Annotated in this window: 11 protein-coding genes; 1 reads left to right on the top strand and 10 read right to left on the bottom strand. The window is 60.4% G+C overall.

Translation table 11 applies throughout. The features are described 5' to 3' along the window. The first annotated feature begins 590 nt into the window (after positions 1-590). Positions 591-2,087 carry a methyl-accepting chemotaxis protein gene (locus tag BW686_RS24305; protein WP_084920325.1) on the top strand — a complete coding sequence of 499 codons (1,497 nt, stop codon included), beginning with the start codon at positions 591-593 and terminating at the stop codon, positions 2,085-2,087. Between the two features lie 9 nt (positions 2,088-2,096). On the opposite strand, the gene BW686_RS24310 is transcribed toward BW686_RS24305, so the two are convergent. The 10 genes from BW686_RS24310 to BW686_RS24355 form a co-directional block, all read right to left on the bottom strand. After that, the gene (locus tag BW686_RS24310) at positions 2,097-3,680 is read right to left on the bottom strand and encodes an ABC transporter ATP-binding protein (protein WP_084920327.1); all 1,584 of its coding nucleotides are present in this window, start codon (positions 3,678-3,680) and stop codon (positions 2,097-2,099) included. A gap of 1 nt (position 3,681) precedes the next feature. Continuing rightward, positions 3,682-4,704, bottom strand: a complete 1,023-nt coding sequence (locus tag BW686_RS24315; RefSeq protein WP_084920331.1) for an ABC transporter permease — start codon at positions 4,702-4,704, stop codon at positions 3,682-3,684. Next, positions 4,704-5,771 carry a microcin C ABC transporter permease YejB gene (locus tag BW686_RS24320; RefSeq protein WP_084920333.1) on the bottom strand — a complete coding sequence of 356 codons (1,068 nt, stop codon included), beginning with the start codon at positions 5,769-5,771 and terminating at the stop codon, positions 4,704-4,706. Before BW686_RS24320 ends, BW686_RS24315 begins: the two co-directional genes overlap by 1 nt. 1 nt (position 5,772) lies before the next feature. Beyond that, positions 5,773-7,656, bottom strand: a complete 1,884-nt coding sequence (locus BW686_RS24325; RefSeq protein WP_084920335.1) for an extracellular solute-binding protein — start codon at positions 7,654-7,656, stop codon at positions 5,773-5,775. Positions 7,657-7,800: 144 nt separating this feature from the next. Beyond that, positions 7,801-10,521 (bottom strand): TonB-dependent receptor, encoded by a 2,721-nt coding sequence (locus BW686_RS24330; RefSeq protein ID WP_179149373.1) that lies wholly within the window; start codon positions 10,519-10,521, stop codon positions 7,801-7,803. Positions 10,522-10,725: 204 nt separating this feature from the next. Beyond that, positions 10,726-11,127, bottom strand: coding sequence for an ExbD/TolR family protein (locus BW686_RS24335; RefSeq protein WP_024668177.1), 402 nt, complete (start codon positions 11,125-11,127; stop codon positions 10,726-10,728). Next, entirely contained in the window at positions 11,127-11,834 is a 708-nt protein-coding gene (locus BW686_RS24340; protein WP_084920336.1) for a MotA/TolQ/ExbB proton channel family protein, read from the bottom strand. The genes BW686_RS24335 and BW686_RS24340 overlap by 1 nt, the downstream gene beginning before the upstream one ends. A gap of 50 nt (positions 11,835-11,884) precedes the next feature. Next, entirely contained in the window at positions 11,885-12,706 is an 822-nt protein-coding gene (locus tag BW686_RS24345; protein WP_084920339.1) for an energy transducer TonB, read from the bottom strand. Between the two features lie 1,221 nt (positions 12,707-13,927). After that, the gene (locus BW686_RS24350) at positions 13,928-14,707 is read right to left on the bottom strand and encodes a hypothetical protein (protein WP_084920341.1); all 780 of its coding nucleotides are present in this window, start codon (positions 14,705-14,707) and stop codon (positions 13,928-13,930) included. A gap of 113 nt (positions 14,708-14,820) precedes the next feature. After that, positions 14,821-15,975, bottom strand: coding sequence for a cysteine desulfurase family protein (locus BW686_RS24355; RefSeq protein ID WP_179149374.1), 1,155 nt, complete (start codon positions 15,973-15,975; stop codon positions 14,821-14,823). Between the last annotated feature and the right edge of the window lie 270 nt (positions 15,976-16,245).

Consider the following 16,245-nt stretch of genomic DNA (forward strand, 5'->3'; position numbering starts at 1 on the left):
GGATGAGTAGAGGTAGATGGGTGCGTGGGAGCGGACTTGTCCGCGAAGAGGCCCGACCTGCCGCCCACATTCGTTGCTTGATAATCAGTCTTCGTGGACAAGTCCACTCCCACGGCAGCAGATGAGTGGAGGTAGATGAGTGCGTGGGAGCGGACTTGTCCGCGAAGAGGCCCGACCTGCCGCCCACATTCGTTGTTTGATAATCAGTATTCGTGGACAAGTCCACTCCCACGGCAGCAGATGAGTGGAGGTAGATGGTGCGTGGGAGCGGACTTGTCCGCGAAGAGGCCCGGCCTGCCGCCCACATTCGTTGCTTGATAATCAGCCTTCGTGGACAAGTCCACTCCCACGGCAGCAGATGAGTGGAGGTAGATGAGTGCGTGGGAGCGGACTTGTCCGCGAAGAGGCCCGGCCTGCCGCCCACTAATGCCCGCACGATCATCGCGTCTCAATATTGAGTAAATAATCTATTTCTGAATTTGTGGCATAGGGCTACTATCTGGGCGGCACTTTGGCCGGGCTTTTGCTCCTGTAAGGCCCGACACCGACGGGGCTTTCCTGTCGTCATGGATTTCAAAAGGACGTGTTTGATGCCCACTGCCCCTCGTTTTCTTGAGCATTACCGTAAGGCCGACCGGATCATGCTGGGCCTGATCTGGCTGTTGTTTGTGTACGCGCTGGGGCTGGCGTTCTGGTTCGACACGTTCACCCAGGCTGTCGTGGTCGGCGGCGGCACCGCGTTGGTGCTGACCGGGTTGTATCGCGCCATCGGCGGCACCCGATTGATGCGTTGCTGTGTCGGCATCGGGCTGATGGTCATGGCCGGGCTGCATATCAATCAGGCCCACGGGATGATCGAAATACACTTCGGCATCTTCGTGTTCCTGGCTGTGCTGACGTTCTACCGCGACTGGCTGCCGATTCTGGTCGCCGCCGTCACCATCGCCATTCACCACGTCGGTTTCCATGCCCTGCAACATGCGGGCTTCCCGGTCTACGTGATGCACCACGGCGGCGGCTGGAGCATGGTGATCGTGCATGCGGTGTACGTGGTCGTCGAGAGCGCGATTCTGGTCTACCTGGCCGTGCAGAATCAGGCCGAGGCGGTCGAGAACCAGGACATGCTGGATCGCATGCTGGCCACCACCAATCAGTTTTCCCCTGATAGTCAGGCCCATGAGCATTCGGGCAAGCATGTCTCGCTGGCGCAGCGTTTCGAGCAGTTTCTGGCGCAGATCACCGGCCTTGTCGACGGCGTGGTACGCGACACGCGCGGGCTCGGGGAGCTGGGTCATGACCTCGCCAAAGCCAGCGGCACGCTGGAAACCGGCGCGCAGCATCAGTTGAGCGAGATCGCCCGCATGACGGGCGCCATGCAGCGCATGGGCGATGCCATGAACGATATTTCCGGTCATGTCGCGCAGGCCGTGCAGCGTGCCGGTGACGCCAGCGATCAGGTGGCCCACGGACGCGACAGTGTCGAACGGGCGCAGAGCGAAATCACTCAGCTTGCCGCGCGCATCAACACCACCGATGAAACCGTGCAGGCGCTTGCCAATCAGTCAGAGCAGATCGGCAAAGTGCTGGACGTGATCGGCAGTATTGCCGAACAGACCAACCTGTTGGCGCTCAACGCTGCGATTGAGGCCGCTCGCGCAGGCGAGCAGGGCCGGGGCTTTGCGGTGGTGGCCGACGAGGTGCGCAACCTGGCGCAGCGCACGGCGTCGTCCACCAAAGAGATCCAGATCATCATCGAAGACCTGCAAACGGGCAGCCGTCAGGCCGCCACGGCCATGAGCGACAGCCTGCAAGGCGTGGGTCGATGTGTGGAGAACAGTCAGCGAGCGTCGGAATCCCTGCGCTCGGTGGGTGAAGGCATCGGTCATATCACCCAGCTCAACGGCCTGATCGCCACGACCACCGAGCAACAGGCCGCCGCCAGCCGCGAAATTGCCGATCAGTTGCGCTCGGTGCAGACCATTGCCGAACACACCGCTGCCAACATCGGTGTACTCGCGACCAGCAGCCAAAGCCTGTCGCCTTTGGCCATACGCCTGGAAGCGCTGGGCCAGAGCTTCCACGCGTAGTTTTCGAACTCAGGCAAACACCAGCCCCGACGAGCGCAGCAGTTCCTGAGTGTAGGCCTGCTGCGGCGCGGCGAAGATCTCGCGGGACGGGCCTTGTTCAACCACCTTGCCGTCTTTGATCACGATCAGGTCATGGGCCAGCGCGTGAACCACCGCCAGGTCATGACTGATGAACAGGTACGTCAGGCCATGACGAATCTGCAGGTCACGCAACAGCGCAACGATCTGCTTTTGCACCGTGCGGTCGAGCGCCGATGTCGGCTCGTCCAGCAGGATCAAGTCCGGTTCAAGCACCAGCGCCCGTGCGATGGAAATACGCTGGCGCTGGCCACCGGAAAACTCATGTGGATAACGATGCCGGGTCGCCGGGTCGAGCCCTACTTCCTGCAACACGCGGATCACCGTTTGCTCACGCTCTTTCGGGGTGCCGATTTTGTGTGTCACCAGCCCTTCGGCAATGATCTGTTCCACGGTCATGCGCGGGCTGAGGCTGCCGAACGGGTCCTGAAACACCACCTGCAACTGGCGGCGCAACGGGCGCATCAGGTGCTGGCTGTGCAGGCTCAGTTCCTTGGTGCCGAAACGGATGCTGCCCTCTGAATCCACCAGCCGCAAAATCGCCTGGCCCAAGGTCGATTTGCCCGAGCCGGACTCGCCGACAATGCCCAGTGTCTTGCCCTTGAGCAGCTCGAAACTCACGCCGTCCACCGCCTTCACATACTGCGGCTCGCGCTGGAACCAGGCTTTGCCCAGTGGGAACCAGACCTTCAGGTCCTGCACCGACAACAGCGTGTTGCTGTGCGTGGAGGGCACGGGTTCGCCGTCCGGTTCGGCGTTGATCAGCAGGCGGCTGTAAGGGTGTTGCGGGCTGTTGAACAGCGTCTGGCAATCAGCCTGCTCGACGATCTCGCCCTCACGCATCACGCAGACCCGCTGGGCGATGCGGCGCACCAGGTTGAGGTCGTGGCTGATCAGCAGCAGCGACATGTTCAAGCGCTGTTGCAGGGATTTGAGCAGCTCCAGAATCTTCACCTGCACCGTCACGTCCAGCGCGGTGGTCGGCTCGTCGGCGATCAACAGGTCAGGCTCGTTGGCCAGCGCCATCGCGATCATGACGCGTTGGCGTTGCCCGCCTGACAACTGATGCGGGTAAGCCCTGAGTCGCGACAACGGGTCGCGAATGCCGACCAGCTCCAGCAGCTCCAGCGTTCTGCTCAGCGCGGCTTTGCCCTTCAGGCCTTTGTGGGTCAGGAGGATCTCGCCAATCTGCTTTTCGACCGTGTGCAGCGGGTTCAGCGAGCTCATCGGCTCCTGAAAAATCATCGCCACCCGGTTGCCGCGCAGGCTGCGCAATTGCTTGTCGCTGGCGGTGACCAGGTCCAGCCCGTCGTAACGGATCGAGCCTTGCGTGCTGACCGTTTTCGCGGGCAGCAAACGCAGGATCGAATGCGCGGTCACCGATTTACCGGAACCGGATTCACCGACCAGCGCCAGGCATTCCCCTCGGCGTATGTCGAGGCTGACGCCATGCACCACTTCGTGGCCGTTGAAGGCGACCCGCAGGTCGCGAATTTCAATCAGGTTGTCTTGCATGTCAGCTCCGAGGATCAAACGCGTCGCGGCAGGCTTCGCCGATGAACACCAGCAGCGAAAGGATCAAGGCCAGCACCACGAACGCGGTCAGGCCCAGCCAGGGCGCTTGCAGGTTGCGCTTGGCTTCCCCGATCAGTTCGCCCAGCGAAGCGCTGCCGGCAGGCATGCCGAAGCCGAGAAAGTCCAGCGCAGTAAGCGTGGCGATGGCGCCGGTGATGATGAACGGCAGGTAGGTCAGGGTGCTGGTCATCGCGTTGGGCAGAATGTGCCGCCACATCAGCGCGGCATCGGTCAGGCCCAGTGCGCGTGCCGCTTTGACGTATTCCAGATTGCGCCCGCGCAGGAACTCGGCACGCACCACGTCCACCAGTGACAGCCAGGAGAACAGCGCCATGATGCCCAGCAACCACCAGAAATTCGGGGATACAAAACCGGACAGAATGATCAGCAGGTACAGCACTGGCAAACCCGACCAGATTTCCTGAACCCGCTGGCCGATCAGGTCGGTCATGCCGCCGTAATAGCCCTGAATCGCCCCGGCACAGACACCAATCACCGTGCTGATGACGGTCAGCAGCAGGGCAAACAGAATGGAAATCCGCGCCCCGAACAGCACCCGTGCGAGCACATCGCGCGCCTGTTCGTCGGTGCCCAGCCAGTTGATGCCATCCGGCGGGCTGGGGGACGGCGCGTCCAGGTCGTAGTTGATGGTGTCGTAGCTGAACGGGATCGGCGCGAACAGCATCCAGCCATTTTTCGCGGCGATCAGCTTGCGCACGTAGTCGCTGGCATAGTCCGGTTCGAAGGGCAGTTCACCGCCGAAATCGGTTTCCATGTAGGTGTGCAGCACCGGGTAATACATCTGGCCGTCGTAGCGGATCAGCAGCGGTTTGTCGTTGGCGATCAGCTCGCCGCACAGGCACACCAGCATCAGGGCGATGAAGATCCACAGCGACCACCAGCCACGCCGGTTGGCCTTGAACAGGTCGAAACGTCGCCGGGTCTGGGGAGAGAACTCGAACATCAGGCGCTCCTCGCGGAAAAGTCGATACGCGGGTCGACCAGCGTGTAGCACAGATCGCCGATCAGTTTGATCAGCAGGCCGAACAGCGTGAACAGGAACAGCGTGCCGAACACGATGGGGTAGTCCCGCGAGACCGCTGCCTCGTAACTCATGCGGCCCAGGCCGTCGAGGCCGAAGATGGTTTCGATCAGCAGCGAACCGGCGAAGAACACTTCAATCAGGGCCTGCGGAATGCCGGCGATGACCAGCAACATGGCGTTGCGAAACACATGGCCGTACAGCACGCGATGCTCGGTCAGGCCCTTGGCCCGCGCCGTGACCACGTACTGGCGGCTGATTTCGTTGAGGAAGCTGTTTTTGGTCAGGATGGTCAGCGTGGCAAACCCGCCGATCACCAGCGCGCTGACCGGCAGCACCAGGTGCCACAGATAGTCCTTCACCTTGCCCCAGGTGCTCAGGCTGTCGGCGTTTTCCGAGAACAGCCCCTGCGCCGGAAACCAGCTCAGGTAGCTGCCGCCGGCAAACACCACAATCAACAGGATGGCGAACAGAAACGCGGGGGTGGCGTAGCCGATGATCACCAGCGTGCTGCTCCAGACATCGAACGCACTGCCGTGCCGTACCGCTTTGCGAATGCCCAGCGGAATGGAAATCAGGTAGGTGATCAACGTTGCCCAAAGCCCGAGTGACAGCGACACCGGGAGCTTCTGCGCAATCAGTTCGGTGACGGGCGCACCGCGGAAGAAGCTGGTGCCGAAGTCCAGTTGCGCGTAGTTCTTGAGCATCAGCCAGAGCCGCTCATGCATCGGTTTGTCGAAACCGTAATGCTCCTTGATCTGTTCGATCAGCGCCGGGTCCAGCCCGCGCGTGCTGCGGCTGGCGGTGCCGGTCGCGGCCACTTCACCCCCGCCGCCGCCCACCCCGTTGGGGCTGAAGCCCTGAATGCGGGCGATGGCCTGCTCGACCGGTCCGCCGGGGGCGGCCTGCACGATCAGGAAGTTCACAATCAGAATCGCCAGCAGCGTGGGAATGATCAGCAGCAGGCGTCGAATCACGTAAGCCAGCATCTCAATGCTCCTTCACAGCGGTGGTCTTGCCGGCAAGCGCAGCGGCCTGAGCGTTGGTCAGTGGCGTCGGGCTGATTTGCCACCAGCTTTCCAGGCCCACGTCGTAGATCGGTGCGACATCAGGCATGCCGAAGCGATTGGCGAACACCAGCGGTATGCCTTTGGAGTAGTAGTTGGGAATCATGTAGTAGCCCCATTGCAGGACCCGATCCAGCGCCTTGGCGTAGAGCACCATGTCGTTGCGCGTGTTGGCACTCACCAGCCCGTCGATCAACGTGTCCACCGCCGGGTTGCGCAGCACTATTGCGTTGGAACTGCCGACTTCGGTGGCGCTTTGCGAGCCGTACAGGTTGTACAGTTCGCGGCCCGGTGAAATCAGCGGGTTACCGTTTTTTGGCAGGTTGACCACGATCATGTCGTAGTCACGGGCGTTGAGCCGGTTGATGTACTGCGCCGAATCGATGCGCAGGAACTCCAGGGTGATACCGATCTGCGCGAGGGTGCGTTTGAACGGCAGAATCAGGCGGTCGAAACCGCCCTGGCCATCGATGAAACTGAACACCATCGGCTCGCCCGCTGCATTGACCAGCTTGTTGTCTTTCGGATGCCAGCCGGCATCGGCGAGCAGCTTGAGGGCCTGCAATTGTTTGTCACGGATGTAACCGCTGCCGTCAGTCTTAGGTGGCTGATACACGGTGGTGAACACCTCGTCAGGCACCTGGCCGCGTAACGGCTCGAGAATCTTCAGTTCGGCGGGCGTCGGCAGCTCGATGGCGGCCATGTCGCTCTTCGGAAAGTAGCTTTGCTCGCGCACATAGAAATTGCGCATGACCCGCCGGTTGATCCAGTCGAAATCCCACAGCAGCGACAACGCTTCACGCACGCGTCGGTCCTTGAAGACCGGCTTGTCGAGGTTGAACACAAACCCTTGCGCGGCGACCGGGCGCTGCTGGGCGAGGATGCGTTTTTGCAGACGCCCGTCGTCAATAGCCGGGCCGCTGTAGCCGACCACGAAGCCGGACGAGGAATACTCGCGGTTGTAATCAAAGGTTCCGGCCTGGAGCAACTGGCGGGCAATTTCCGTGTCGCCGTAGTAGTTCACTGTCAGGGTGTCGAAGTTGTATAGCCCACGGCTGACCGGTAGGTCCTTGCCCCACCAGTCCTTGACCCGTTCGAAGGTTACGCTGCGCCCGGCATCGACCTTGGCGACCCGATAAGGCCCGTTGCCCAGCGGCGGCTCGAAACCACCGCCGTTGGCGAAGTCGCGATTCTTCCACCAGTGTTCCGGCAGGATGTGCAGGCTGGCAATGTCCAGCGCCAGCATGCGGTTGAGGGTGTTCTTGAAGTCGAAACGAATCTGTCGCGGCCCTTCGACGGTCACCGCTTTGACGTCAGCGAACATGGGCCGATAGCTGAAGCTGGCTTTGGTGGTCATCAGCTCGAAGGTGTAGCGCACGTCTTCTGCGGTGACGGGTGTGCCGTCCTCGAAACGTGCCTTGGGGTTGAGGAAAAAACGAACCCACAGACCGTCCGGGTCCATCTCCATTTTTTCTGCGATCAACCCGTAAACGGTGTACGGCTCATCCAGCGAGCGGTAGGCCAGCGGCGAGTACACCCAGGTGTCGACCTCCCTCACGTTGATGCCCTGATCGACATAAGGGTTGAGGTAGTTGAACTGACCGATTTCTTCCGCCGAACGGGTCAGCGAACCGCCTTTGGGGGCGTTCGGGTTGACGTAGTCGAAGTGCTGGAAGCCAGCCGGGTATTTCGGTGCCTCGCCATAGACAGTCAAGGCGTGGGTCGGCGCGGCCTGCGTGACCTGCCAGCAACTGCACAGCGCAACACCCAGAATCAGGCGCCGCAACAAACGGGTAAGACGCAACATGATGGGGCTTTCCTCGTACGCACTGAATGACGCTGAGCCGCGAAAAAGCCCCCGGCCGGGGAAGGTGGATGAAACCTGGGCCGGAGGGGGCGAGCTCGCAATCTGGCGTGGCCCACGGAGCGTGTATGGGCCACTCCGTCACACTCAGAAGTGGTAAGTCGCGCGTGCGAACAGGGTGCGGCCCAGCGGGTCGGCATAACGAGGGTCATAGCCGGACTGGAAGTTGTAGGCCTGGTTGGAGAACGGCGGGGTACGGTCGAACATGTTGCGCACACCGGCATCGATATCCAGCACCTTGTCGAAGGTGTGGCCGACCGACATGTCCCACAGCGCATACGACGCGACGCGGGCATTGGTGGTGCGGTCGTAGTCGTTGTAACCGCTGGTGAACCGGTTGGTGAGGGAGGCGCGGGTGTCACCCAGTGCCCAGGTGCCGGTCAGGACGTGTTTCCAGCGCGCGATCACGCCGTCGCCCTGGAAGTCGCCGACCTTGTCGGTGTACGGGCCGTCGATGATGTTCTGGAAGTCATAACGGGTCACGTAAGTGCCGGTCATGCCCAGGCCGAACTGTCCGTATGGCGTGTTCGGAAAGCGATAGTCGAGGGTGACGTCGACACCGCTGGTCTTGACGATGCCCAGGTTGGCGTTGCCGGTCACGATGTTGGCAATCGAACCGTCGGCGGCGCGCACGTAGCGGTCAGCGTAAGTGTTCGGGTCATCGAACACGGTCGACTCAGGGAACGCCTGGATCTGGTTGGAAATGTGAATCCACCAGAAATCCAGCCCCATCGACAGGTTGTTGACCGGCTGATAGACGAAGCCCAGCGTCATGTTGCGGGCTTTTTCCGGGGCCAGTTCGGTGTTGCCTCCACCATTGTTGAGGAACTGCTGCTGGCAATCACGACCGGCGTTACCACCCGGCTGGACGACGCCACCGGCACACAGAATCGGGTCGTTGTAATAGCCCTGAGTGAAGGTCGTACTGCGCGGGGCATACAGTTCATAGAGCGACGGCGCGCGGAAGCCTTCGCTGTAGGCACCACGGACCACCAGTTGTTTGAACGGCTGGTAGCGGAACGAGTATTTCGGGTTGGTGGTGCTGCCGAAGTCGCTGTATTTGTCGTGACGAACGGCGGCGGTCAGTTCAAGGCTGTCCAGTACAGGAACGTTCAGTTCAGCGTATTCCGCCTTGACACTCCTGTCGCCTTCGACGCTGCCTGCTGCATCTGCGCCCAAGCTGCTGATGTCGTTGACGTAGGCTTCGTACGCCTGATGCATTTTCTCTTTGCGGTATTCGCCGCCCAGCGCAATGCCGGCAGGGCCTGCGCCGAACCAGTCACCGATTTCCCGGCTGATACGTGCATCGAGCCCGGCTACCCGTCCTACAGCGCTGGAGTACTGGCCGTGGTATTCGTTGGCGTCGATCAGCGCCTGACCGGCAGCGGTTTGCGGGCCGAACGGGTTAAGGGTGCCATTGGCCAGGCCATTGAGCATTGCAGCGTCACTGACATACCCGTTGGTGAGCGATGACAGGACTTTGTTCTGGTTGTAGGAGGCACCGACGTTGTAGTCCCAGCCACCCACCAGTCCGTCGAAATTCAGCAGAAAACGCTGGCTGGTGTTCTGGTCACTGGACCCGCGTGGCCCGGCCGCTGTTTCTCGCCAGGCCGTGTTGATGGGTTGGGTCGAGTCGAGGGTGAAATCGGTCGGTGCCGGAGTAATACCGTTGCCGGGATAAAAAGGCGACGAGGGGTCGAGAGACAGGCCGGTGAGGGGCGCTGGACCGATATCGGTGTGGTTGTTGTTACGGGCCCAGAAGTATTCGAGGCTGACGTTATGATCGTCCGCCAGCTTGCCGGTGGCCTTGCCGAAAAACGAGGTCTTTTCGGTTTGCGGGATTAGGTCGATGTATTCGCGAGTGCTGAATCGGCAGATGCCGTTGCTGGCGATCAGGTTAGGGCCGCCGCAGTTTCTGCCCAGCGGGTTTGCTGAATTGTCGCCCTGAAAATAATTGCCTGGATAGGCCGTACCAGAGGTCTGGTTGAGGCCACGTCCCGGTACGTAATCCTTGGCAAACGAACGGTCATTGGCGTCCAGATTCTGCTGCTTGTTGTAGTTGAAGACGCCCATGACGTTGAAGCGGTCTTCTTCCAGATCACCGAAGCCCCAGCTGGCGCTCATGTCCTTGGTCGCACCGCCGCCGCTGGCAGTCGGCGTCTCGCCGCCCAGGGTCAGGCTGCCATCGGTCAGGGATTTCTTGGTGATGAAGTTGATCACACCACCGATGGCGTCGGTGCCATACAGCGCCGAGGCACCGTCACGCAGCACTTCCACGCGGTCGATGGCAGCGAACGGGATCATGTTCAGGTCGATGGCGCTGCCGTTGGGCGTACCGACACCGGACAACGCATTGTTGGCCAGGCGTCGGCCATTGAGCAGGACCAGCGTCTTGTTCGCGCCGATGCCGCGCATGTCGGCGAAGGAAGCGCCGCCGGTTCCGGCTCCGACCGAGCCTGCGCTGTTGTTGATCGACTGGCTGCCGGTGATGCGCTGGACCATTTCCTGGGTGGTGGTCACGCCCTGTTTCTTCAGGTCGTCGGCGCGCAGGATGGTGATGGGCACTGCGGTTTCGGCGTCGACCCGGCGGATCGCCGAACCGGTCACTTCAACGCGTTGCAATTGAGTCGTGGCAGGCACAACCGCTGCACTGGAGGACACGGCTGAACCGCTTGTGTCCGCCTCGACGGCGTCTGCCGCCTGGGCACCGCTCATGCCCATCGCCAATGCACAGAGCAAGGCACGTGGATGACGCCGGACCGCGAGGGCCAGTGGTTTGAGGGTGCAACCGGGAAGATTCATCAGCATGGTTAGTTCCGACTTGATCCAGACATTTATTGAAATGGCCTTGTGAGCCCTCTGTTCCCGACGCGGTTGTGCCGAGCGGGTATTCCACTTCTCTTTTTCCAGCAAGCCGCTCCCCTCCAGGGGCTTTTCGGCCCACGGACGACCGCATTCACGGGAGTCGGGTCAGACGGCTTCGCGGGGCGAAGCCATCAAATCAATCGCGCGTCATTTCGCCGTCATGACGGATATCTTCGTGATGCCGGAGCGCTCGATGGACGCCATCGCCTTGGCCACCTGGCCGTAGTTCACGGCGGTGTCGGCCTGCAACTGGACGCGGATTTCCGGGTCCTTGGCCTTTTCGTCCTGCAGGCTTTTCTCCAGCAACTCCGGAGCAATTTCCGATTTGGCGAGGTAGAACTTGCCGTCCTGATCCACGCTGACCACCACCGGATTCTTCTTCTCGGCAGGCGCGACCGCGTCGGTTTTGGGCAGGTTGACCTTGATCGCATTGGTCATCAGCGGCGTGGTGACGATGAACACCACCAGCAGCACGAGCATCACGTCCACCAGCGGCGTGACGTTCATTTCGCTGAGCACTTCATCGTTGTCTTGAGTGGAGAACGACATTAGCTGGCCTCCCGAACGGCATGGCCATTCTTGCTGGCGATGGGCTGACGCGTGACGGCGAAGGCGCTGCGCTGGGCGAGGGCATCGAAGTCGTGGGCGAAGTCATCCATGTCAGCCACGGCGAGTTTGAGGCGGCGCAGGAAGAAGTTGTAGATCAGCACCGCGGGTACGGCGACGGCGATGCCCACGCCGGTCGCAACCAGTGCGTGACCGATGGGGCCGGCGACGGCTTCAAGGCTGGCCGAGCCGGTCACGCCGATGCTTTGCAGCGCTTCCATGATGCCCCAGACCGTACCGAACAGGCCGATAAAGGGCGCGGTGGAGCCGATACTGGCGAGAATCGCCTGACCGCTCTCCAGCGAACGACGCTCCTTCTGAATCTGCTGGCGCAAGTTGCGCTCCAGACGGTCGGAGCGGTTGATGGTGTGGGCCAGTTGTTGAGTGGTGCGCGGCGCGTCATCCACCGCCATTGCCTCGAAACCGCTATTGGCGATGCGGGCCAGCGCGCCGGGGTATTGCGCGGCATGCTCGGCCGCGGTGAGCAGGTCCGGCGCGCTCCAGAAGGCCTTGGTGAACTGTTTGTTCTGGGACTTCTGGCGGACGTACTGTGCCGACTTGATCAGCAACAGTGCCCAACTCAGTACGGAAAAAAGAACCAGCGCCCAAAGCACGGCGGGGACGATCAAGGAAGAGAGCGATGCGTTCATGGTTTAAACCTCACCAGCTTTAATTGAATTGTCGGTTGTCATGCGCCAGGTCATTCCGGCAGCTTGAAGTCGATGGTCTGCGTCGCGAAGCCTTCTATCGGCGTATCGCCACGCTTGGCCGGGATAAATTTCCAGTTGCGCACGGCTTCAACGGCTGCTTCGTCCAGTACCGGTTTGCCGCTGGATTTGGTCACCTCGACAGCGCCAGCGCGGCCGTTTGGCAGCACCTTGATGCGCAGTACCACGCGGCCTTCCCAACTGCGGCGCAAGGCCAGCCCCGGGTATTCCGGCGGCGGATTGCCCAGGCTGGCGAGCCCGGAAACGGCCGCGCTTTCCTTGGCCGGAGCCGGTGGCGCAGCAGGGGCCGGAGGCGCGGGCGCAGGTGTTGGCGGCGCAGGCGGACTCGGTGCAGCAACAGGCGTGGGTGCCGGCGGCGTCGGCTTTTTCACTGGCTCAGGTTTCTTGACCGGTTTGGGCTTCTCGACCTTCGGTTTCTCTATCGGCTTGGGTGGCGGCTCCACGGCGTCCGGGTCCTCGACCGGCTGCTCCGGCTCGGGTGGCGGCGGCGGGGGAGGCGGCGGTGGTGGCTCAGGCGGCGGCGGTTCCGGCGCGGGCGGTGTCGGGCTGGTCAGCTCGATGGTCATTTCCGGAACTTGCGGTGCAACTTCAGGCAGCTCGGGCTGGGCGGTTTGCATGTACCACCAGATCACACCGTGAATAAGGACCGACGCAGCAATCAATACCATGACGTGTGGCGTGTTCAGGCCGCCGGGGCGTGACGTATTGGGTTTGAAAGGAATGCCCTGCCACGCCGTCGACGTCATATCGGGCGGTGGACCGGGCACTGCTTTCATTATGACCGCATCATTCATTAACGCTCCCTCGGGTAGTTAAAGGGCAATAAGAGTCCGTTCGAACAGTGCGTGACTGTTCGAATGCTGGCTATCCGCACATTAATCAGGTGCATGACACCATTGAGTCTGTGCGCAGGCACAGGCTCAAACAGGGGCGCGCTATATATTAGGGTGTTCGCATAACGGGTCCTTGTTTCTTATCGTTATGTACGCGCACGTACAGTGGTGTTCCTGAAGGGATACATTACAACTGCTGTTGCAACCGCTGTGCCAGAACGCTCAAGCGCTGGCGCTTATTTAATGTGCGTGTCGCATCCCTATAACTATTTACCGAATGCAGCTTTTGTTGCGTTAACACCTGACATCTTGACGGGCCGTTGAACTAATGTTGAGGGTGAGAACAGTCCCTCTGCTCATTCAGACGACGTGTAAGGGCGTGACTTGCAAGTCACTTTTCGGGATGCACCAATAAAGTATGGGGGTGATCACGTTGGTGCGTGAGTTGGTTATTCGCTCAAAAAAAGACACTCCTGATACGGGCGGTGGAAAAAGCACTGAAATAAAAGCCCTCTAAGGAGGAAGGCCAAGAGACGCAAGTCCAAATAAAAAGTGTCCGACAATACCGATCTGTTAGTTGCCAGAACGGTCAGGCAAACAGACGGCTTGCTCTAAGGGCACGCGCAGGTGTCCACGGTCCTGATTGATCAATCAGAACGTCCAGAGGCCGGTGCGGATCGGTTTACGTAAAAAAGTGCCGGGCGTTCAAAAAGTCGACGACAGTCACCGCAAAGGGTGAGGCCGCCGGACAGGTCGTGCCGACGTCAACCGTTCGCTCGATGGCAGGTCGTCGGTGAAGCTCGGGTGTGAAACGGGACTCGTTTGGCACAGCTAGATTCCTTTCCTGGCGAGGCGTAAGACTTGTGATCTGCCGCCTGCACTGTTAGTGGACGCTGGGGCGTCCGGAAACTGCACGTTGGTGCGTATAAGCACCCCTTACCTGCAGCGAGCACCATGGGTTGATGGCACGACCGTTCCACAAGAAAGAACTGTGCCAATGTGTGTCTTTTTGTATCCGGGGAAGTACATTTTCATGTATTCGACGCCAAAGGGCCGGCGAGGCGGCCTCGTCAGCCTGAGGTTCGGCGATGTGAGGGGGCAGGAAAAGGGCGCCAGCGAGCCTGGCTAACGAGGGTGAGCGCCCTTGTTCAGGGCGCCCAGGTGCGAGGGGTTACGACGTCTTTAAAGCTGCTCCAGTGCCTGCATCCGGACTTGAAACCCGTTAGGTGCCAGGATTTTTTGCCAGCCGATGTATTTGAATTGTGCGTCAGGGTTGATCCAGTCGCCGCTGTTCACGCCGTGGGTTCCCTTGATCGCGAATTTTTTCACGGACCCACAAGGGCCGTTGAACCTGGCGGCCGTCGTATAAATAACGTAAGGCTCCACGTACTGAGTCGCCCGAAGGTACTTGCCGCACTGTTGGTCGACGTTGATCAGCATCGACTTCACCTTGGCGTCCCCGAGCATGTCGTCATACATTTTCACGAACGTGATATTCCCCACGTCCTTGAAGCCCATTGATCGGGCCTGCTTGTATTCAGGCGAGTTCTGATGAGTGATCAGATCGGCTTTTTCTTGCTTCTTGTTTTCAATGGCCTCGGCGGCGGCCAGAGTGGCGTTGGCCTGCTTGCGCCATGCGTCTGCTTTCGCGAACGTGGCATTGCACCGGGCGAGTTCCTCTGCGCTCACGCCCATCTCGGCGGGGGTGTAATTGTCAGCGCTGAGTGAGTAGTAAGTAATATTAAGTGAGTTGATGACTTGGCGTGGCTCCGGTGGGTCTTTTTTCGCTTCCAGAAAATCCACGGCCTCTTGCGTTGCTTTGCAATGCGCGATGTAGAGGCTGTAAGGGGAATACGCATCATGTTTGTCAGACTCCGTGTACGGCTTGGCAACGCCAACGGGACTGACAGCGCTCGTCACTAGCGCGAGGAGAATACACTTGGCTGAAGGTGCAAGGGGCATGACGTATTCCTTTAGAGTTAAACCTGATCCGTAAGCATCACCTGGCCGCGCCAAGTGGTGCCACTATAGCGACATCGCCCCATTGTTGCCTTTTCTCATTGCAACGTTGAGCGCTACCAGAACGCAGCTGGCGCGCTGAGTGCTTTGCTGAACACTTCAATGGCACGCTCGACATCCGCCTGCGTGGTGTAGCGCCCAAGGCTGACCCGTACGCTGGCGAGCGCCTTCGCGGAATCCATCCCCAAGGCAAGCAGCACATGGGAAGGTGCATTGCTCGCCGAGTTGCACGCGGACGTCGAGGACAACGCCAGGCTGTGTGACAACTGCGCGCTGCTGAAGCCGCTGCGGGTGATGCACAGGTTGAGGGTATGCGGGATGCGCTGGTTCGGACAGCCGTTGAGTTGCACGTCCGGCAGGGCCAGCAGCCCTTCACGCAGATGACTGCTCAACGCTTCAATGCGGCGATTTTCAGCCTCGGCCTGACTGATTGCCAGCGCAAAGGCTGTGCCCATGCCGACGATCTGATGGGTTGCCAGCGTGCCCGAGCGAAAGCCCCCTTCGTGCCCGCCGCCGTGGATCTGCGCCTGGAGCAATGAATGAGCGCGTGGCCCTACGTACAGTGCGCCGATGCCTTTGGGGCCGTACGCCTTGTGTGCGGAAAATGACATCAGGTCCACGGCCAGATTCGCCAGATCGACCTTTACCTTGCCGACCGCCTGCGCAGCGTCCACATGAAACAGCGCCCCGTGTTCGCGCACCAGTGCCCCGATGCTGGCGATATCGGTCAGGGTTCCCAGCTCGTTATTCACCAGCATCAGCGATACCAGCAGTGTGTCTTCACGCAGGGCAGCCTCAACCGCCTGGGGCTGGATGAGGCCTTTGGCGTCTGGCTTCAACCAGGTGACCGGAAAGCCCTGACGTTCCAGCGTGCTGACGGTGTCGAGCACGGCTTTGTGTTCCAGCACGCTGGTGATGATGTGCCGACGTTTCGCGCTGCTGTCATGGGCAATGCCCTTGATTGCCAGGTTATTGGACTCGGTGGCACCTGAGGTCCAGACCACCGAGTCAGCAGATGCGCCCACCGCGTCCGCCACCTGACGTCGTGCCTGCTCGACGGCCTGACGCGCAACCTGGCCATAACCGTGCCCGCTGGAGGCCGGATTACCGAAATGCCCATCGCGGCCCATGCAGGCAATCATGGCTTCGATGACCTGCTCGTCGACAGGCGTGGTGGCGGCGTAATCCAGATAGAGCGCAGTTGAGGTCATGGGCAAATTCACTTCGTGATCGAGTCAGAATCAGGGGGTGGCGTTGAAAGGCCGATTGCAGGAAAGATTACGGGTGCGTAGGGGAAATTTTTTTGATATTTGCTCGGGTATCCAAGCTGAATGTGAAAAATTATTCTATTTGGCTTGGATTTATACGATTAAAAATTCTAGGATGCAGAGCCAGGCACTGAATCTCGTTCCTCACGCTCCGCGTGGGCATGCAGTTCTGGACGCTCTGCGTCCGATCCTGGATGTATTGAGTAGTACACA

This window comes from Pseudomonas syringae, assembly GCF_002157375.1.
In the GTDB taxonomy this organism is placed as follows: domain Bacteria; phylum Pseudomonadota; class Gammaproteobacteria; order Pseudomonadales; family Pseudomonadaceae; genus Aquipseudomonas; species Aquipseudomonas syringae_T.

What these genes read in the sequence shown, in the direction of transcription:
- BW686_RS24340 (WP_084920336.1), bottom strand. Translation starts at nt 11,834, where the DNA reads ATGAACGCATCGCTCTCTTCCTTGATCGTCCCCGCCGTGCTTTGGGCG.
- BW686_RS24330 (WP_179149373.1), bottom strand. Translation starts at nt 10,521, where the DNA reads ATGCTGATGAATCTTCCCGGTTGCACCCTCAAACCACTGGCCCTCGCG.
- BW686_RS24350 (WP_084920341.1), bottom strand. Translation starts at nt 14,707, where the DNA reads ATGCCCCTTGCACCTTCAGCCAAGTGTATTCTCCTCGCGCTAGTGACG.
- BW686_RS24325 (WP_084920335.1), bottom strand. Translation starts at nt 7,656, where the DNA reads ATGTTGCGTCTTACCCGTTTGTTGCGGCGCCTGATTCTGGGTGTTGCG.
- BW686_RS24305 (WP_084920325.1), top strand. Translation starts at nt 591, where the DNA reads ATGCCCACTGCCCCTCGTTTTCTTGAGCATTACCGTAAGGCCGACCGG.
- BW686_RS24320 (WP_084920333.1), bottom strand. Translation starts at nt 5,771, where the DNA reads ATGCTGGCTTACGTGATTCGACGCCTGCTGCTGATCATTCCCACGCTG.
- BW686_RS24335 (WP_024668177.1), bottom strand. Translation starts at nt 11,127, where the DNA reads ATGTCGTTCTCCACTCAAGACAACGATGAAGTGCTCAGCGAAATGAAC.
- BW686_RS24315 (WP_084920331.1), bottom strand. Translation starts at nt 4,704, where the DNA reads ATGTTCGAGTTCTCTCCCCAGACCCGGCGACGTTTCGACCTGTTCAAG.
- BW686_RS24310 (WP_084920327.1), bottom strand. Translation starts at nt 3,680, where the DNA reads ATGCAAGACAACCTGATTGAAATTCGCGACCTGCGGGTCGCCTTCAAC.
- BW686_RS24355 (WP_179149374.1), bottom strand. Translation starts at nt 15,975, where the DNA reads ATGACCTCAACTGCGCTCTATCTGGATTACGCCGCCACCACGCCTGTC.
- BW686_RS24345 (WP_084920339.1), bottom strand. Translation starts at nt 12,706, where the DNA reads ATGAATGATGCGGTCATAATGAAAGCAGTGCCCGGTCCACCGCCCGAT.